Annotated in this window: 19 protein-coding genes; 14 read left to right on the plus strand and 5 right to left on the minus strand. The window is 62.0% G+C overall.

The annotated features are described in order from the left end of the window. Positions 1-20: 20 nt before the first annotated feature. The gene (locus tag ACYQ47_RS06505) at positions 21-644 is read left to right on the plus strand and encodes a superoxide dismutase (RefSeq protein ID WP_459904855.1); all 624 of its coding nucleotides are present in this window, start codon (positions 21-23) and stop codon (positions 642-644) included. Between the two features lie 99 nt (positions 645-743). Here ACYQ47_RS06505 and ACYQ47_RS06510 read toward each other — a convergent pair whose 3' ends face one another. Genes ACYQ47_RS06510 through ACYQ47_RS06520 form a run of 3 tightly spaced genes read right to left on the minus strand, consistent with a single transcriptional unit; the run spans position 744 to position 1,697 of the window. Then, positions 744-1,160 carry an organic hydroperoxide resistance protein gene (locus tag ACYQ47_RS06510; protein WP_459904856.1) on the minus strand — a complete coding sequence of 139 codons (417 nt, stop codon included), beginning with the start codon at positions 1,158-1,160 and terminating at the stop codon, positions 744-746. Positions 1,161-1,196: 36 nt separating this feature from the next. Continuing rightward, the gene (locus ACYQ47_RS06515; RefSeq protein ID WP_250468393.1) at positions 1,197-1,469 is read right to left on the minus strand and encodes a hypothetical protein; all 273 of its coding nucleotides are present in this window, start codon (positions 1,467-1,469) and stop codon (positions 1,197-1,199) included. A 39-nt stretch (positions 1,470-1,508) separates the two neighbouring features. Next, on the minus strand, positions 1,509-1,697 hold the full coding sequence (locus ACYQ47_RS06520; RefSeq protein ID WP_250510690.1) for a DUF4148 domain-containing protein: 189 nt from the start codon (positions 1,695-1,697) through the stop codon (positions 1,509-1,511). A gap of 270 nt (positions 1,698-1,967) precedes the next feature. Between ACYQ47_RS06520 and ACYQ47_RS06525 the strand changes: the two genes are divergently transcribed. From ACYQ47_RS06525 to ACYQ47_RS06535, 3 genes are read left to right on the plus strand one after another with little or no spacing between them, the layout of a single operon-like run. After that, complete coding sequence (locus ACYQ47_RS06525) at positions 1,968-2,090, plus strand: hypothetical protein (RefSeq protein WP_459904857.1); 123 nt, start codon at positions 1,968-1,970, stop codon at positions 2,088-2,090. A 7-nt stretch (positions 2,091-2,097) separates the two neighbouring features. After that, positions 2,098-2,838 (plus strand): response regulator, encoded by a 741-nt coding sequence (locus ACYQ47_RS06530; RefSeq protein ID WP_250468395.1) that lies wholly within the window; start codon positions 2,098-2,100, stop codon positions 2,836-2,838. Then, positions 2,835-4,178 (plus strand): ATP-binding protein, encoded by a 1,344-nt coding sequence (locus tag ACYQ47_RS06535; protein WP_459904858.1) that lies wholly within the window; start codon positions 2,835-2,837, stop codon positions 4,176-4,178. Before ACYQ47_RS06530 ends, ACYQ47_RS06535 begins: the two co-directional genes overlap by 4 nt. 94 nt (positions 4,179-4,272) lie before the next feature. On the opposite strand, the gene ACYQ47_RS06540 is transcribed toward ACYQ47_RS06535, so the two are convergent. Together ACYQ47_RS06540 and ACYQ47_RS06545 are read right to left on the minus strand one after the other, a co-directional pair. After that, positions 4,273-5,025 carry a hypothetical protein gene (locus ACYQ47_RS06540; RefSeq protein WP_459904859.1) on the minus strand — a complete coding sequence of 251 codons (753 nt, stop codon included), beginning with the start codon at positions 5,023-5,025 and terminating at the stop codon, positions 4,273-4,275. A 312-nt stretch (positions 5,026-5,337) separates the two neighbouring features. Beyond that, positions 5,338-5,919 (minus strand): flavin reductase family protein, encoded by a 582-nt coding sequence (locus ACYQ47_RS06545; protein ID WP_459904860.1) that lies wholly within the window; start codon positions 5,917-5,919, stop codon positions 5,338-5,340. 150 nt (positions 5,920-6,069) lie between these two features. Here ACYQ47_RS06545 and ACYQ47_RS06550 point away from each other — a divergent pair, with 150 nt between their 5' ends. The 10 genes from ACYQ47_RS06550 (at position 6,070) to ACYQ47_RS06595 (ending at position 16,566) form a co-directional block, all read left to right on the plus strand. Continuing rightward, positions 6,070-6,831, plus strand: a complete 762-nt coding sequence (locus tag ACYQ47_RS06550; RefSeq protein WP_250510694.1) for a PadR family transcriptional regulator — start codon at positions 6,070-6,072, stop codon at positions 6,829-6,831. Between the two features lie 14 nt (positions 6,832-6,845). Continuing rightward, positions 6,846-7,676 (plus strand): siderophore-interacting protein, encoded by an 831-nt coding sequence (locus ACYQ47_RS06555; RefSeq protein ID WP_459904861.1) that lies wholly within the window; start codon positions 6,846-6,848, stop codon positions 7,674-7,676. Positions 7,677-7,738: 62 nt separating this feature from the next. Continuing rightward, positions 7,739-7,915, plus strand: coding sequence for a hypothetical protein (locus tag ACYQ47_RS06560; RefSeq protein WP_459904862.1), 177 nt, complete (start codon positions 7,739-7,741; stop codon positions 7,913-7,915). 221 nt (positions 7,916-8,136) lie between these two features. Beyond that, positions 8,137-10,746: a PAS domain-containing hybrid sensor histidine kinase/response regulator gene (locus ACYQ47_RS06565; protein WP_250468400.1), complete on the plus strand. Its 2,610-nt coding sequence runs from the start codon at positions 8,137-8,139 to the stop codon at positions 10,744-10,746. Positions 10,747-10,765: 19 nt separating this feature from the next. Then, positions 10,766-11,353: a peroxidase-related enzyme gene (locus tag ACYQ47_RS06570; protein ID WP_244830171.1), complete on the plus strand. Its 588-nt coding sequence runs from the start codon at positions 10,766-10,768 to the stop codon at positions 11,351-11,353. Between the two features lie 149 nt (positions 11,354-11,502). Next, complete coding sequence (locus tag ACYQ47_RS06575) at positions 11,503-12,399, plus strand: LysR substrate-binding domain-containing protein (protein ID WP_459904863.1); 897 nt, start codon at positions 11,503-11,505, stop codon at positions 12,397-12,399. A 135-nt stretch (positions 12,400-12,534) separates the two neighbouring features. Next, on the plus strand, positions 12,535-13,284 hold the full coding sequence (locus ACYQ47_RS06580) for an SDR family NAD(P)-dependent oxidoreductase (RefSeq protein ID WP_459904864.1): 750 nt from the start codon (positions 12,535-12,537) through the stop codon (positions 13,282-13,284). A gap of 88 nt (positions 13,285-13,372) precedes the next feature. Further along, entirely contained in the window at positions 13,373-14,701 is a 1,329-nt protein-coding gene (locus tag ACYQ47_RS06585; protein ID WP_459904865.1) for an MFS transporter, read from the plus strand. Positions 14,702-14,725: 24 nt separating this feature from the next. Then, positions 14,726-15,568, plus strand: coding sequence for a transketolase (locus ACYQ47_RS06590; RefSeq protein WP_459904866.1), 843 nt, complete (start codon positions 14,726-14,728; stop codon positions 15,566-15,568). Continuing rightward, positions 15,565-16,566, plus strand: a complete 1,002-nt coding sequence (locus ACYQ47_RS06595; protein WP_250494107.1) for a transketolase family protein — start codon at positions 15,565-15,567, stop codon at positions 16,564-16,566. Before ACYQ47_RS06590 ends, ACYQ47_RS06595 begins: the two co-directional genes overlap by 4 nt. Positions 16,567-16,591 lie beyond the last annotated feature (25 nt).

Raw genomic sequence — 16,591 nt, forward strand, 5'->3', positions numbered from 1 at the left:
CGTCAAAAAGGAGATTCGCAATGGCTTATTCCCTGCCTCCCCTGCCCTACGCTTACGATGCACTCGAGCCGAACATCGACGCGCGCACGATGGAAGTGCATTACACGAAGCATCATCAGACCTATGTGAATAATCTGAATGCCGCGCTGGAGAGTTCGGAGCACAAGGACTTGCCGGTCGAGCAACTGATCACGCAGATCGACAAACTGCCCGAAGCGATCCGCACCCCGGTGCGCAATAACGGCGGCGGCCACGCGAACCATAGCCTCTTCTGGACCATCATGTCTCCGCAAGGCGGCGGCAAGCCGGAAGGCGAAGTGGCCCAAGCGATCGATACCGACCTAGGCGGCTTCGATGCCTTCAAGGAAGCTTTCACCAAGGCCGCACTCACGCGCTTTGGCAGCGGCTGGGCGTGGCTCAGCGTGACACCGCAGGGCAAGCTCGCGGTCGAAAGCACGGGCAATCAGGACAACCCGTTGATGTCGGGAATCGGCTCGGGCAATACGCCGGTTCTCGGTCTCGATGTCTGGGAGCACGCCTATTATCTGAAGTATGAAAATCGCCGGCCCGAATACATCGCCGCATTCTTCAATGTGATCGACTGGAAGGAAGTCGCGCGGCGCTTTGCCGAAGCGAAGAAGTAAGTCTCGAGTATCGCGAGCGGGAGCTTTCCCGCTTTGAACGGCCAGCAGAAAGAAGCGCAGCCAGTGCACTTTGCATGGCTGCGCTTAGTTTTTGCGGCTTCAAACTACCGTAATGGTCACATCGATATTTCCGCGCGTCGCCTTCGAATACGGACAGGTTCGATGCGCGCCCTCGACGATCGCCTGCGCCGCATCACGTTCGATGCCCGGCAAGCTCACGTTCAGGCGCGCACGCAGCAAGTACGCATCGCCATTCATACCCAGATCGATCTCCGCATCGACGGCGGTATTGGCCGGCAACTTCACTTGCAGTTTCGCGGCGGCCTTGCCCATCGCGCCGATGAAGCATGCGGACCATCCCGCTGCGAGCAATTGCTCGGGATTGGTCCCCGCGCCAGGCGTGCCGGGCGGCGTGAGCCTGACATTCAGCCGGTCGTCGGAACTGCGCGCCGCGCCATCGCGGCCTCCGGTCACGTGTGTCTTGCCGGTGTAGAGAAGTTTGTCGAGTTGCGTCATGGTGTTCATCTCCTTCGGTAGGCGTTGATCAAGGCGTTAGTGATGCGCGAAGAGCGAACCCGTGCCGCTCGTCGGAAAAGTCGTGATCGTCGATGCGCTGCCAGACTGCGTCTGGACATCGCGCATGCCGCCATAGCCCTGCATGCCGCTATCGTTGATCGACTGCACACGCTGAGCGCGTTGCGATGCGCGCACGCCGGCCGACGTGTCACCGTGCGGCGCGAGACCGTATCCGCTGCTTGCGAAAACGGAACCCGCGGCAGTGGCGCTAGCAACGACGACTGCAGCGGTGATGAGCTTCTTGAACATGGTGAACCTCACGAAATGGATTGAGACAATGCGTGCCGATCAGCTACCGCGATACAGATTCGCGAGCGCCGCGATCTGCCCGTTCTTTTGCGCTTGCACGAGTTCGCGCTTCACTTCCGCGCGTGTCTTGCCGACCTGCGGTTGCGTCGACGTGGTGTGAACCTCCGCGTGAGCAATGCCCGTCATGGCGCTTGCAACGAGAGCGAAAGCAACGATGGAAATCTTCATGGTGCTACTCCTTAACTGGTGGGTGGGAGGCGACGCTTGAAATCCGCTGATGCCGTCGTTGAAGCATTAAAACGTTCGGATGTATCCGCTGTGTGTTGCGTGAGCAATGTTTTGTATCGAAGTCAGCGCGGATACATTGCGATACGAAGCGCCGTTCAAGACCGGCGAGTGAATCCGCATGTGTCGCGAGAAAGTCCGGATACACTGCGATACAAAACCGCTCGCGTTTTGCGCTATAACGCAGACACAGCGATCACGCGGGAGATTGAAATGAAGCAGTTCTTCGCCGTCGCAGCGTTTTTATTCGGCGGTATCGCAACCGAACTGGCCCATCCGGTGCAGTGCCTCTCAATAGCCACGGGCCGGATGCAGATCAAGCGCAAGAAGCCGTGAGCTATCGATGGAAACGACCGACCATGTGCTGATCGTCGATGACGATCGCGGTATCCGCGAGTTGCTCGCGACCTACCTCGAAAAGAATGGCATGCGCGTTTCGCTCGCAGCCAACGGACGCCAGATGCGCGCCGCGCTCGAACAAGGCGCGCCGGATCTGATCGTGCTCGACCTGATGCTGCCCGGCGAGGACGGCCTCGTGTTGTGCCGCGAGTTGCGCGCGAGCAAGTTCCGTGCGGTGCCCGTGCTCATGCTCACCGCGCGCAACGAGGAAGCCGACCGCATTCTCGGCCTCGAAATGGGCGCGGACGACTACCTGCCCAAGCCCTTCGCCGTGCGCGAACTGCTCGCGCGCATCCGGTCCGTGCTGCGTCGCACACGCATGTTGCCGCCGGGAATGGAAGTGACCGAATCGGCGCAAATGCTGGGCTTCGGCGACTGGCGGCTCGACACCACCGCGCGCCATCTGCTCGATGCAGAAGGCACCATGGTGGCGCTGTCGGGCGCGGAATATCGCCTGCTGCGCGTGTTCCTCGACAATCCGCAACGCGTGCTTACGCGCGATCAGTTGCTCAACCTGACGCAAGGCCGTCAGGCCGATGCCTTCGACCGCTCCATCGATCTGCTGGTGAGCCGTTTGCGTCAGCGTCTGCGCGACGAGGCGCGCGAGCCGCGCTACATCAAGACGTTGCGCAGCGAAGGCTATGTGTTTTCCGCTGCGGTCACGCCGCTGGATGCATCGTCATGAGCGCGCTCGGTGCAACGACATCGACCGCGCATCCGCCACGGTGTTTGCCCTGGCCGCGCACGCTGTTCGCGCGGCTCGCGGTGATTCTGTTCGTGGGTATCGCGCTTGCGCAGACGCTGTCGTTCTGGATCACGATGACCGAGCGCGATCAGTCGATGACCAGCGTGATGGTCGGCTACGTCGAGCGCGAGGTGACGAGTTCCGTGGCGCTGCTCGATCATCTGCCGCCCGCCGAACGTGCCGAGTGGCTGCCGCGACTGGCGCGCCGCAGCTATCAATTCATCCTCGGGCCGGGCGAAAGCGGCACGCCGCTCGATGCCGCGCTTTCCGAGCGCTTTGCGAAGTCGATAGCGGATGGCATCGGCAAGCGTTATCCGCTGACGGCCAATGCCGTTCCCGGCGATGCCGAACGCATGCAGGTTCACTTGCGTCTCACCGATGGCAGCCCGCTCACCATCGACATGCATCCGATGGTCGGCACGCCGCTGTCCGCGTGGCTGCCGCTCGTGCTTGCAGGACAACTCGTGCTGCTCGCGGCATGTTGCTGGCTCGCGGTGCGTATCGCGACGCGCCCGCTCAAGCAATTGGCCGAAGCCGCGGACACGCTCGGTCCGGACCTCAAGGCCACGCGTCTGCCCGAGCACGGTCCGGACGAAGTAACGCGCGCGGCCAAGGCATTCAACGCGATGCAAGACCGCGTCTCGATGTACATGACCCAGCGCATGCAGATACTCGCGGCCATTACGCATGACTTGCAGACGCCGATTACGCGCATGCGATTGCGCGTCGACACGATGGATGAAAATCCTGCCGGTCTCAGGTTACAGCAGGATTTGCAGGAGATGGAAACGCTCGTGAAGGAAGGCGTGACTTATGCACGGACGTTGCACGGCACGACCGAGGCGCCGCTCCGTGTCGATTCGGACGCGCTATTCGAGAGCCTTCTCAACGATTATCTCGATGCGGGCAAGGTCGTGTCGCTCAAGGGAAGTATCGGCGGCACGATGGTGACGCGGCCGCAGGCGTTGCGACGGATCGTCGGCAATCTCGTGGATAACGCGCTCAAGTTCGCCGGAGCAGCGGAGATCGAGATCGGCGGACTGCCGGACGGAGGCGCTTCGATCGTGGTGCTGGATCGCGGACCGGGTATTCCGGCCGAGTCGCTGGAAGCGGTGTTCGAGCCGTTCGTCCGGCTGGAAGGATCGCGTAACCGGCAGACCGGAGGGACCGGGCTGGGGCTCGCGATTGCGCGTCAATTGACGCTTGCGATGGATGCGACGCTCACGCTGCATGAGCGTGAGGGGGGTGGGTTGGAGGCGAGGTTGGTGGTGAAGGCTTAGTGGGCCGCGGCTTTGCCTTCCGCGTGCCGACAAGCTGCCTCCAACATCCCCGCCGATACGCTCATCCACCAAGCATATCGGCGAAACACCTCTCCTACTCAGCCGCGACAGCCACCGGCATCAGCACCTCAGCCGCGATCCCCGCGATCAAGGCGGCAGGCAACGCCAATCCGGCATCGGTCGAAGCCACACGCGAGGCGGAAGAAGCCGCTGTAGCGTCGGGCGCAGGCAAAGCCAACTGCATCGCCCGTCGCGAACGTGCCAGCGAATTACGCACACGCCGCTCCGGACGATTCAGCATCCCGCCGCCAACCAGCGACACGAAAGTACCAATGAGCGGCAGGGCCACAAGCATTGTCGCGAACTTGAAGAGGCCGATCTTCAACGGACTGCGCGCCGCCACAGCCGACCACGCAAGCGAAAACACCAAATACGCGAGACCCGCTGGCGCACCCGCAAGTTCAGGCATGCCAAGGCGCTCGGCGAGCGGCATCGGAAAGATGAGCAGGAACAATGTGACGCTTGCAAGCGCATGCATGAGCAGCGCGCGGCGTTGCTTGAAGAGGCTCGTCACCGACCAGAACGCAAGCAGCAAGACGAATGGCGGACACGCCACGACCACTGCCGCGATGGCAAGATAAACCACCACGCCACCGGCAAGGTTGCGAAAGTAACCCTCCGACGCCGCGTAATAAACCAGATAAGCCGCCGCGAGCGAGGCCACGCACGCGAAGAAGGCCAACACGCCGCTTTTGCCATCGGGTGAGATCAAAAGTCTCAGCCACAGTAGCCCCGTGAAGCCCACGAGATAAACGACGAATCGCAAACCCGAAAACCGTTGTTTCATACCACACCCCTTTCCCCGGATGGTGCGAGCGGCCTTCATGGCAGTCACACCGGCGCGCCGCTTTCGCAGCAAGCCCGTGACTGTATGAAACCTGTCCTCACCCACCTATCGCACACGTCCGAGTTCATGTGACGGATCGCGTGCTTGTTATTTGCGACGCAAGTGCACCATCGGTGCCTCGCGTTCGTCGACTGCTTAACGACCGGGAAAAGAGATTCTTTAGACCTTTTAAGTCACGCTTAGAACATGCGCTCTAAAGGCGTACAAGGCCGAGTCAGATCGACCGACGACAGCCTCGACAAGCGGCAAGTTTTATCGCGTGAGCGGCTTGGCTTGCTGCATGGATGAGCCGCGCACGAACTTGCCCGCGCCAAGATGATGGATGGTATGCAGCGACGCATTGGAGTCGTCCACGTTCCAATGACCGTTAGAGAAAATGCGTTCGTCGGCCGCAGCGAACACGACTTCGGCGAAGCACGTGTCATAGGCGTCTTGCGTATGCGGCTCGCTGATGAGCCGGCATTCCAGCCAAGCCGCACAGTTCGTCTCGATCAACGGAAGACCGAGCACTGGTCCTTTTATCGTCTCGATCCCGAAAGTCTTGAACTTGTCGATCTCGCGTCCGCTCGTCGAGCCGACCGCAAACGTCAAGTCGATAGCCGCCGCGCCCGGAATGACGACGCCGAACACGCCGCTCGCCATCGCGAGTTCACGCGTGTAAGTGCTCTTGTCGATGACCACGGCGATGCGCGGCGGCGTGAATTCGACCGGCATCGACCAGGCCGCGGCCATCACGTCGCGACGTTCGCCATGAACGCTCGTGACGAGCACGGTGGGTCCGTGATTGATCAACCGGCTTGCGTGTTCAAGGGCGACGGAGCGGAAGTGAGTCATCTGAGTTTCCTGCGTGATTGGGTAGGGGTGAATATCGAAGGATTGTAGGTGGCATCGCCGGACGGCTGCTCATCCTGAAATAGTCGCTTGACAGACGCTCTTACGATATATATCTTTAGATATGTTTTACGATATCTACGGAGTGATCTCATGCGATCCAAATGTTTTCATCGCGGGCGCGACGCGGGTTCTCGCGCGGCTGGCTTCGACTTTCCCTTCGACATTCGCAACGCGCCCGAGTGGGTCGAGCGTTTCGCCTTCTCCCGCCTGGGGCTGATCGGCCGGCACGGACGCGGAGGTGGCGGCGGAGACGACCGCTTCGGCGGCGGCTTTGGCGGCGGCTTCGGTGGCCGTGGCGGACGCGGTGGCTTCGGCGGCGAAGACGGCATGCCGCGCGGCCGCAAGTTCTCCTCGGACGACCTGCAACTGCTGCTGCTCGCCATGCTGGCCGAGGCGCCGCGTCACGGTTACGAACTCATCAAGGCGCTCGAAGACCGTTCGAACGGTTTCTATGCCCCGAGCCCCGGCATGGTCTATCCGGCGCTGACCTACCTGGAAGAAATCGGCTACGCGACTGTCGAAGTGGAAGGCAACCGCAAGCGCTACGCGCTGTCCGACGCGGGCCGCGACTATCTGGAAGCGAACCGCGAACGCATCGACCTGATGCTCGCGAAGCTCACGCACTTTGCCCGCAAGATGGACCTCGTGCGCCGCGCCTATGCCGGCGAGGAAAGCGACGATGCCGCCGCCGACAACGGCTGGACGCCCGAGCTGATCGCCGCGCGCCGAGCACTGAAACGCGCGCTGGTCTTGCGCACCGATGTATCGCCGGACGAGCAACGCCGTATCGCCGAAATTCTGGCGCGCGCGACCGCCGAGATCGAACAGAATCCCGCGCCCAAGCAGGCGTAAAGGAGCGACACACGATGACAGAATCCGCACTGCAACACCGTCCCGAACTGGAAGTCACGCGCGTGCGGCATGCGCTCAAGTTTCGCTTGCTGCAAGTCACGCAGGTTGCCACGCTCAACCCGCATTTGGTGCGCGTGACGCTTCGAGGCGACGATCTCGCCGACTTCGAAAGCGCCTCGTTCGACGACCACGTCAAGGTGTTTTTCCCGCTGCCGGGCGAGGACAAGCCCGTAGTGCCGCAAGCAGGCCCGAATGGTCCAGTGTTCGATCCAGACAAGCCGCGCCCCGTCGCGCGGGATTTCACGCCGCGCCGCTTCGATCGCGCCGCGCGCGAGCTCGACCTCGAGTTCGCCATGCACGAAGCCGGGCCGGCCACCGCATGGGCGGCACAAGCCAAGCCAGGGCAGTACCTCGGCATCGGCGGGCCGCGTGGCTCGTTCGTCATTCCCGCGCAATTCGACTGGCATCTCTTGATCGGCGATGAAACCGCCCTGCCCGCCATCGCGCGGCGGCTCGAAGAATTGCCTGCCGGTACACGCGTGGCCACGCTGATTCAGGCGGCGGACCCAGCGGCGCATATCGAACTCGACACGCGTGCCGATCTCTTCGCGCAGTGGATTTATCGCAGCGACAGCGACGATGCACAGGCCGCGCTCTTGCACGCCTTGCGCTACATGTATCTGCCCGAAGGCGACGGCTACGTCTGGGCCGCCGGCGAAGCCACGCTCATGCGCGCAGTGCGCCAGTTGCTGTGCAACGAACGCGGTGTCGACAAGCGGCGCATTCGGGCTTCGGCATACTGGAAGCATGGCGAGCAAGGCGTGCACGGGACCATCGACGAGTAACGCTAGAAGCCTGGGCACGCCGCGTGCAATATGCTCCATCGAACCCAACGCGTGGAGCGCACATGAGCGAGCAAAACGAACGACAGACGCCGCCGAAGCAGACGAGCGAAGATCCGAACGTGGCTGACCGGCGTCTTTCCGATGAGCAGAAAAGCGAACTGAAGAACGAGCCAGAACCCACCAAGGGCAGCGAAGGAGGCAAGCTGCCCGATCCGAAAGACGTAGGCGAAGCAGGCTAGTTCTCTTAACGAAGTGCAGAGTACATAGCGCCGCGAACGGGCGTTCGCAGCGCACTTTGTACCGAATCACACGGACTACCGAGTGTTGAACTTGCTCGGAAGCGCCGATGTTGCCGCGCTTTGATGTATGGTATCCCTAAGCTATTGGTACGACCCCTAGCTCACAACCATATATCGCACCAGGCAACGCGTCTTGCCGGTGATTCGAAGCAAAGACGCCCATGCACGATCCTGCTCATTTCCTGCCGTCCTTCGTCTGGCGTGCGGCGCGAGACGGCACTATCCGCTACGCCAATCCGTGGGCTTGCCGGTATCTCGGCATTGCCATGCCGGAACTCGAAGGCCGTCACTGGGACGCCTTCGTTCATCCCGACGACATCCCGCCCGTGCTCGATGCGCTCCGTCAAATGCGCGACGGCACGCTGCTGCGCAATGTCGATGTGCGTCTCTTGCGCGCGGATGGCGCTTACCGTTGGCATACGCTTCACTTACAGGCGCGTCGCGACGACGAAGGCGAGTTCGGCGATACGGTCGGCGTGGCCATCGACATTCACGAATCGCGGCATGCATGGGCCTTGTATGAAGCAAGCGAACGGCGTTTGCAGGCTGCGTTCGCGGGCGCGCGCATGGGCGCGTGGGAATGGGACATGAAAACGCGCGTGGTGCGCATGACCGCGCAACTCGCCGCGCTTTATTCGTTTCCGCCGGGCACCGAGGCCGTCATGCTCTCGGAAGTGTGGGATCGCGTTGCGCCGGAATATCGCGAGCCGTTCCAGCGCATGCTCACCGAAGCACTGCGCGACGGCGGTCCGTTCGAGTTCGATTTCATGCTCGATGGCGATCAGTCCGAGCATCGCTGGCTGCGCATGCGCGGGCATCCCGAGTTCGACCGGCATGGCGTGCTGACGCGCGTCTACGGCGTGAGCTTCGATATAAGCGAACAGCGCGCGGACGAAGAGCGTCTGAGCCGTTCCGAGCGACGATATCGGGCGCTCGTCGAATCGACGGATGCGCTCGTCTGGTCCGCCGATGCCAACGGCGCTATTCGCCCCTCCGGCGGCGACTGGGAGAAGTTCACGGGCGCGCCGCCCGATCGTCTGATGGGCTTCGGCTGGCTCGACTTCGTGCATCCCGACGACCGCGAGCGCACGCGCAGCACGTGGCTCGACGCCGTGCGACAAGGCAACGCGCTCACGCTCACGTTCCGCATGTTCAGACGCGATGGCACCTACCGCATCGTGCAGGCGCATGCCGCGCCGCTTTACGATCATCAGGGCGCCCTGCAGGAATGGTTCGGCACGACCACCGACGTCACGCCGCAATACGAGGCGCAGGCCGCCATCGAAGCGCGCAGCCTGCGTCTTACGGTGGCGATGCAGGCGGCCAAGATTCATATCGTTTCGCTCGAACTCGAAACCTGGACGCTCCTCTTCGAAACCGGCGGCGAATGGCAGGTGAACGACACGATCACGTATGACGCGGCGCTCGCCCGCGTGCATCCCGACGATGCCGCGACGCTCGACCATTACGTGCGGCGCGTGGCATCCGGCGAAGATCCGGGCAGCCAGTTCGAGTTTCGTGTGCAGACGATGCACGGGGAACAGTGGATGCAGGGCAGCGCCCTGCTTCAGCGCAGTAAGGACGGCGTGCCGTTGCGCATCATCGGCAGCGTCATCGACATCACCGAACGCAAGCACATGGAACTCATGTTGCGCGAGGCCGGCCGTCGCAAGGACGAGTTTCTCGCAATGCTCGCGCATGAATTACGCAATCCGCTCGCGCCGCTGCGCACGGCGATTGCCCTCGTGCAAAAGGATCACGACGTCGAGGCGCAAACGCGCGAGATGATCGACCTCATGCGCAGACAAGTGGAACACATGACGCGTATCGTCGATGACCTGCTCGAAGTGTCGCGCATCACGCAGGGGCGCATTGCGTTGCAAGTGGAACCGATACTCGTGGGCACGGCGGTGTATCACGCAGTCGAGGCGATTGCCGGCATGGTCGAGGCGCGCTCGCAGCACATTGCCGTCGATGTCCCCGATGCCACCACATGGGTCTGCGGCGATGTCACGCGGCTCTCGCAAATCCTCGTCAACGTGCTCAATAACGCAAGCAAGTACACGCCCGAGCAGGGGCGCATTTCGGTGAGTGTTCAGGCGGATGCGCAGTGGGTTTCGATCGTCATCGCGGATAGCGGCACGGGCATTTCGGCGGACCTTCTGCCCAAGGTTTTCGAACTGTTCTCGCAGGGCGAGCGCACGCTGGACCGTTCGAATGGCGGGCTTGGCATCGGCCTTTCGCTCGTGAAGAAGCTCGTGGAGATGCACAAGGGAACCATCACCGTGCAAAGTCCGGGACCGGGACTCGGCACGACGGTTACGGTGCGGCTGCCGCGGCTTCATCATCATGAGCGGCATTCCGCGCGCGCGTTGTCGGATACCGAAGCGCCGAAAGCGAATGCTTCGTTGCGCATACTCGTGGTCGATGACAATCGCGATGCCGCCGATTCGCTCGCCATGCTGTGCGAATCGGAAGGACACAAGGCGCGCGTGGCGTATTCGTCGGCCGAAGCGCTCGATGCCGCGCCGCCGTTTCATCCGGATGTCGCGCTGCTCGACATCGGCTTGCCGGATATCGACGGATACGAACTGGCGCGGCGCTTGCGGCGCAAGGGCGAACGTGCGCCCATGCTGATCGCGATTACCGGCTACGGGCAAGCGGAGGATCGCTTGCGCGCGCAGTCGGCGGGTTTCGACTATCACTTCGTGAAGCCCGTCAACGTGGATAGTTTATTGAAGCTGCTTTCGTCGCTGACCGTCGCGCGATGAAGCCATGACCGGAGAAACGATGACCACGCGTCCCATCAGCCGCTACCCCGTTCCCGATCCGCAAGCGTGGCCGGACGATATCCGTGCGCGCATTCTCGAAGTGCAGGAGAAGGCCGGCTTCGTGCCGAATGTGTTCCTGACGCTTGCGCACAGGCCCGACGAGTTTCGTGCGTTCTTCGCGTATCACGATGCGCTGATGCTGAAGGACGGCGGGCTGACCAAGGGCGAGCGCGAGATGATCGTGGTGGCGACGAGCGCGGTGAACGATTGCCTTTACTGCGTGGTCGCGCATGGCGCGATTCTGCGCATCTACGAGAAGAATGCGCTGGTGGCGGATCAGGTCGCGGTGAATCATCGCAAGGCGGACATCACGCCGCGTCAAAAGGCCATGCTCGATTTCGCGTTGAAGGTCTGCCAGGCTTCAGGCACGGTGGACGATAGAGACTTTGCCACGCTGCGCGAACACGGTTTCAGCGATGAAGACGCGTGGGATATCGCGGCGATCACGGCGTTTTTCGGGTTGTCGAACCGCATGGCGAACGTGATCGCCATGCGGCCGAACGAGGAGTTTTATCTGATGGGACGGGTGGGTAGGGAGCGCGGTTAGCGGCCTGTCGAGAGAAGGAAGCATTCGTTTCACAAGTCTTCCCGCGGCGCTGAAATGGCTGTGCTTTGCGAGTCCATTGCACTGCGTATGCCCCACGAATCGAGCTAAACTTCACCGCCCCGCTCCTCGACAACTCCACGCTCGCATCCATGCGCCTTCCTCCCCTGAAGTCGATCATCGCGTTCGAAAGCGTCGCCCGCACCAAGAGCGTCAACCGCGCCGCCGATGAACTCGGCCTCACGCCCTCCGCGGTCAGTCATCAGCTCGCGAATTTAGAGAGCATCGTGGGCCGCGCGCTTTTCACGCGGCTCGGACGCGGCCTCGTTCTCACGCCCACCGGCTCGCAATACCTCGCCGATGTCACCGGCGCGCTCGCCGAACTCAACCGCGCAACCGAGCGGGCATCGAGCGAAACATCGGTCGAGATACTACGCATTCATTCGAGTCCGAGCTTCGGCCTCATGTGGCTCTTGCCGCGCCTCGCCGCGTTCCAGGAGGCGAATGGCGATATCCAGATGAACCTCGCGTGCTCCTATGAAAACGTGTCCTTTACCTCGGGTTTTTACGATGTCGATGTCCGTCACGGCTACGGGCACTGGACCGATATCGAAGTCAGAACCCTGCGTCACGAAACCATTGCGCCGCTTGCATCTCCCGCGTATCTGGAACGCTATCCGGTGGCATCGCCCGACGATCTGATCGAACACAGGCTGATCTTCTCCGAGTCGCCGCTCGTGCAATGGCAGCAGTGGTTCGGCAAGTTCGGCGTGGCAACGCGACGCAAGGCGTTCGATTTCTCCTTCGATCGCTCCTACATGTCGCTCGAAGCCGCCGCGCTCGGTCATGGCATCGCGCTCGAAAGCACCATGCTCGCCTCCGTGCATCTCGAACGCGGTTCGCTCGTGCCTGTATTCGGGCGCGAGTATGCCGTCGAAGTCGGCGCGCATCATCTCGTATACCCCAGTCAGAACGCGGACCTGCCGCGCGTCGCGAAGTTTCTCGCGTGGATGGACCAGGAGATTGAACGAGGCCGTGAGAGACGGTGACAGCCCTCGAGGCCCGTAGTGAAAGGCGCCGCGAACACCTGAAAATTTCTCAGCAATAGCTGAGACAAACTCCGTTGATCGTCATGTGGAACGCGAAGACACTGCATCCACACCAGACAACCAACGGAGACAAACATGCTGCTCGACAACCAGGTAGTGATCGTCACGGGCGCGGCTTCGGCGCGCGGGATCGGCAAGGCAACGGCCAGGGCGCTCGCGGCGGAAGGCGCGCGCATCGTCATTCTCGATCTGCGTCAGGCCGATGCCGAAAGCGCCGCGAGCGATCTCGGCGACGGCCATCTCGGTCTTGCCTGCGACGTCACCGACAAAGCCGCCTGCGTCGATGCCGCCAACGCGGCCATCGAGAAATACGGGCGTATCGATGCGCTCATCAACAACGCGGGCATCACGCAACCGATCAAGACGCTGGAAATCAGCGCGGACAATTTCGATGCGGTCATCGGCGTGAATTTGCGCGGCACGCTCTATATGTCGCAAGCCGTGATTCCGCAGATGAAGAAGCAGCAGCAAGGCTCGATCGTCTGCATGTCGTCGGTCTCCGCGCAACGCGGCGGCGGCATCTTCGGCGGCCCGCATTACAGCGCGGCCAAAGCGGGCGTGCTCGGTCTTGCCCGCGCGATGGCGCGCGAACTCGGCCCCGACCACATCCGCGTGAACTCCATCACGCCGGGCCTGATCCAGACCGACATCACGGGCGACAAACTCACATCTGAAATGCGCACGGACATCATCAAGGGCATTCCGCTCGGACGTCTGGGCGACGCCGCCGATATCGCCAACGCCTGCCTCTTTCTCACGAGCGGCCTCTCTTCCTACCTTACCGGAGTCACACTCGACGTGAACGGCGGCATGCTGATTCACTAAGCATTCGACCTCAGATACGCACCCGGACCAACCGGGGCACGTGACCGGATCAACGCGCAGGCGCTTTTCCGGTCCATTGGAGACAAGCATGAAACCGAAATATTCCGCGCCGGCCGCCACGGCCGAATTTGCTTCGCCTGCCGATTCCACGAGCTTCGAAGCGCAGACTTACGCCAAGGTCGGACGGCGGCTCATCCCCTTTCTGATGCTGTGCTATCTCGGCGCGTATCTGGATCGCGTCAACGTCGGCTTCGCCAAATTGCAGATGCTCAATGACCTGCGCTTCAGCGAAACCATCTACGGCGTGGGCGCAGGCATCTTCTTCCTTGGTTACTTCCTCTTCGAGGTACCGAGCAATCTCGTTCTTCATCGAGTCGGCGCGCGCAACTGGCTTGCGCGCATCATGCTCACGTGGGCGGTGATCTCGGCGAGCTTCGTGTTCGTCAAGTCGCCGACGATGTTCTATGTCCTGCGCTTTCTGCTCGGTGTCGCCGAGGCGGGCTTCGCGCCGGGCGTGATTCTCTATCTCACGTACTGGTTTCCCGCTGCGCGGCGCGCCAAGGCATTGTCGCTGTTCTTCATGGCGATTCCGCTCGCGGGCATGGTCGGCGGTCCGCTCTCCGGCTGGATCATGCATGCGCTTGCCGGTGCGCACGGACTTGCCGGATGGAAGTGGCTCTTCATGCTCGAAGCGTTGCCTTCGCTCTTTCTCGGCGTCGCGATCCTTTTCTATCTCGACGACAGCATTGCGCAAGCCAAGTGGCTCACGGATGCGGAGAAAGCCCTGCTCGCCCGCAACGTCGAAAAGGACAATGCGCAGACCGTGCAGCACGTATCGATTCGCGCGTTCATCGGCGACCGTCGCTTGTGGCTGATGGCATCGATCTACTTCTGCGTCGTCCTTGGACAATATGGGCTCACGTTCTGGCTGCCGACCATCGTGCGACGTGCCGGCGTGGCGGACCCGCTGTGGGTCGGCATCTTCACCGCGATTCCGTATCTGTGCGCCATCATCGCGCTGCCGCTCATCGGTTCGAGCGCCGACAAACGCCGCGAGCGGCGCCTGCATCTGGCCATTCCCATGCTCATCGCCGCAGCGGCGTTCGCCACCTTGCCGACGCTTGGCAGCGTGAGCGCGTCGATCATCTGTGTGAGCGTGGCGGCGGCAGGCATCCTGAGTTCATCGGCGCAATTCTGGTCGTTGCCAACGGCCGTGCTGGGCGGCATGTCGGCGGCGGCGGGCATTGCCGCGGTCAACTGCTTCGCCAATCTCGCGGGCTTCTTTTCTCCGGCCATCGTCGGCTGGCTGAATGACTTCACGGGCAAATCGACGGCCGGTCTCATCTTCATCTCGATTGCAATCGTCGTGGGCGCGGCGCTGGTCTTTCTCGTGCCCGCCAAGACCGTGAACCGCTAAAGATTTTTCAAGGAGACAAACATCATGAGTAGTGCAGTCATCGAAGAGGTCACGCTCGCCGAGCGTGCCTACCGTATCCGCCGCAATGCGTTGTTGATGGGCGAAGTGCAAGGTCAAGGGTATATCGGCCAGGCGCTCGATATCGCCGACGTGCTGGCCGTCGCTTACTTCGGCGCGATGAACTATCGCCCCGAAGATCCCGAATGGGAAGAGCGCGACCGCTTCCTCTTGTCCAACGGTCACTATGCAATCGCGCTGTACGCTGCGCTCTTCGAAGCGGGCATCCTGCCGCAAGCGGAACTCGAGACCTACGGCAGCGACGACAGCCGTCTGCCCATGTCCGGCATGGCGAGCTATACGCCAGGCATGGAAATGTCGGGCGGCTCGCTCGGACAAGGGCTCACGATCGCGGTCGGCCGCTGCCTCGGTCTCAAGCGTAAAGGATCGAAGTCTTTTGTCTACACGCTCTTTTCCGATGGCGAATTGGACGAAGGCGCGATCTGGGAAGGGCTGATGTCGGCATCGCACTGGAAGCTCGACAACCTCATCGCCATGATCGACGTGAACAATCAGCAGGCGGACGGACCCTCGACGCAGATCATGGCGTTCGAGCCGCTCGTGCCGAAGCTCGAAGCCTTCGGCTGGCATGTGCAGCGCGTGACGGGCAACGACATCGACGCCGTCAAACAAGCGTTCGATAACGCGCGCAATTTGAAGGAAGCGAAGCCGCGCATCATCGTGTGCGATACGCGCATGGGCTGCGGCGTGCCGTTTCTCGAAGAGCGCGAGAAGAACCACTTCATCCGTGTCGATGCCGACGAATGGCAACTGGCGCTGCAGGCACTTGAACAAGGGAGACAAGCATGAGCGACACGCTGACACAAAAGCCGCGCCTGAAGACATCGGCGATGATCGCGTCCATCGCGAGCGAAGGACAGCTCACGCGCTCGGCGCCTTTCGGACACGCGCTGGTGGAACTCGCACGCACCAAGAGCAATGTGATCGGCATGACGGCCGACCTCGGCAAGTACACTGACCTGCATATCTTCGCGAAGGAGTTTCCCGAGCGCTTCTACCAGATGGGCATGGCCGAGCAGTTGCTGATGGGCGCGGCATCCGGCTTCGCGCATGAAGGCGCGCAGCCGTTCGTCACGACCTATGCCGTATTCGCGACGCGGCGCGCGTATGACTTCATCCACCAGACTATCGCCGAAGACAATCTCGATGTGAAGATCGTCTGCGCATTGCCGGGGCTCACCACGGGTTACGGTCCGAGCCATCAGGCCGCCGAAGACCTCGCGTTGATGCGCGCCATGCCCAACATGACCGTGATCGATCCGTGCGACGCGCTCGATATCGAGCAGATGGTGCCCGCCATCGCCGCGCACAAAGGCCCGGTGTACGCGCGCCTGTTGCGCGGCAACGTGCCCGCCGTGCTCGACGAATACGACTATCAATTCGAACTCGGCAAGGCGAAGCTTCTGCGCGATGGCGCCGACGTGCTGATGATCTCGTCCGGGATCATGACCATGCGCGCGCTGGAAACCGCGAAGGCGCTCGAAGCCGACAACGTGGATGTCGCGGTGCTGCACGTGCCGACCATCAAGCCGCTCGACACTGAGACCATCGTGCGCGAAGCGCGGCGTTCGGGACGGCTCGTGGTCGTGGCCGAGAATCACACGGTGATCGGAGGGCTTGGCGAAGGTGTCGCTGCCGCGTTGCTGAACGCTGGCGTCGCGCCGCCGTTCAAGCAGATCGCCCTGCCCGATGCATTTCTGGATGCCGGCGCGTTACCGACCTTGCATGACCGTTATGGCATTTCCACCCGCGTGATGAGCGAAACCATCAAAGGATGGTTGGGCTAACGGCACGAATGCGGGCGGGCGCGGC

The sequence above is a fragment of the Caballeronia sp. HLA56 genome, from assembly GCF_054655155.1.

Excerpts from the sequence above, each read along its gene's own strand:
- ACYQ47_RS06505 (WP_459904855.1), top strand. The coding sequence starts at position 21 with ATGGCTTATTCCCTGCCTCCCCTGCCCTACGCTTACGATGCACTCGAG.
- ACYQ47_RS06510 (WP_459904856.1), bottom strand. The coding sequence starts at position 1,160 with ATGACGCAACTCGACAAACTTCTCTACACCGGCAAGACACACGTGACC.
- ACYQ47_RS06515 (WP_250468393.1), bottom strand. The coding sequence starts at position 1,469 with ATGTTCAAGAAGCTCATCACCGCTGCAGTCGTCGTTGCTAGCGCCACT.
- ACYQ47_RS06520 (WP_250510690.1), bottom strand. The coding sequence starts at position 1,697 with ATGAAGATTTCCATCGTTGCTTTCGCTCTCGTTGCAAGCGCCATGACG.
- ACYQ47_RS06525 (WP_459904857.1), top strand. The coding sequence starts at position 1,968 with ATGAAGCAGTTCTTCGCCGTCGCAGCGTTTTTATTCGGCGGTATCGCA.
- ACYQ47_RS06530 (WP_250468395.1), top strand. The coding sequence starts at position 2,098 with ATGGAAACGACCGACCATGTGCTGATCGTCGATGACGATCGCGGTATC.
- ACYQ47_RS06535 (WP_459904858.1), top strand. The coding sequence starts at position 2,835 with ATGAGCGCGCTCGGTGCAACGACATCGACCGCGCATCCGCCACGGTGT.
- ACYQ47_RS06540 (WP_459904859.1), bottom strand. The coding sequence starts at position 5,025 with ATGAAACAACGGTTTTCGGGTTTGCGATTCGTCGTTTATCTCGTGGGC.
- ACYQ47_RS06545 (WP_459904860.1), bottom strand. The coding sequence starts at position 5,919 with ATGACTCACTTCCGCTCCGTCGCCCTTGAACACGCAAGCCGGTTGATC.
- ACYQ47_RS06550 (WP_250510694.1), top strand. The coding sequence starts at position 6,070 with ATGCGATCCAAATGTTTTCATCGCGGGCGCGACGCGGGTTCTCGCGCG.
- ACYQ47_RS06555 (WP_459904861.1), top strand. The coding sequence starts at position 6,846 with ATGACAGAATCCGCACTGCAACACCGTCCCGAACTGGAAGTCACGCGC.
- ACYQ47_RS06560 (WP_459904862.1), top strand. The coding sequence starts at position 7,739 with ATGAGCGAGCAAAACGAACGACAGACGCCGCCGAAGCAGACGAGCGAA.
- ACYQ47_RS06565 (WP_250468400.1), top strand. The coding sequence starts at position 8,137 with ATGCACGATCCTGCTCATTTCCTGCCGTCCTTCGTCTGGCGTGCGGCG.
- ACYQ47_RS06570 (WP_244830171.1), top strand. The coding sequence starts at position 10,766 with ATGACCACGCGTCCCATCAGCCGCTACCCCGTTCCCGATCCGCAAGCG.
- ACYQ47_RS06575 (WP_459904863.1), top strand. The coding sequence starts at position 11,503 with ATGCGCCTTCCTCCCCTGAAGTCGATCATCGCGTTCGAAAGCGTCGCC.
- ACYQ47_RS06580 (WP_459904864.1), top strand. The coding sequence starts at position 12,535 with ATGCTGCTCGACAACCAGGTAGTGATCGTCACGGGCGCGGCTTCGGCG.
- ACYQ47_RS06585 (WP_459904865.1), top strand. The coding sequence starts at position 13,373 with ATGAAACCGAAATATTCCGCGCCGGCCGCCACGGCCGAATTTGCTTCG.
- ACYQ47_RS06590 (WP_459904866.1), top strand. The coding sequence starts at position 14,726 with ATGAGTAGTGCAGTCATCGAAGAGGTCACGCTCGCCGAGCGTGCCTAC.
- ACYQ47_RS06595 (WP_250494107.1), top strand. The coding sequence starts at position 15,565 with ATGAGCGACACGCTGACACAAAAGCCGCGCCTGAAGACATCGGCGATG.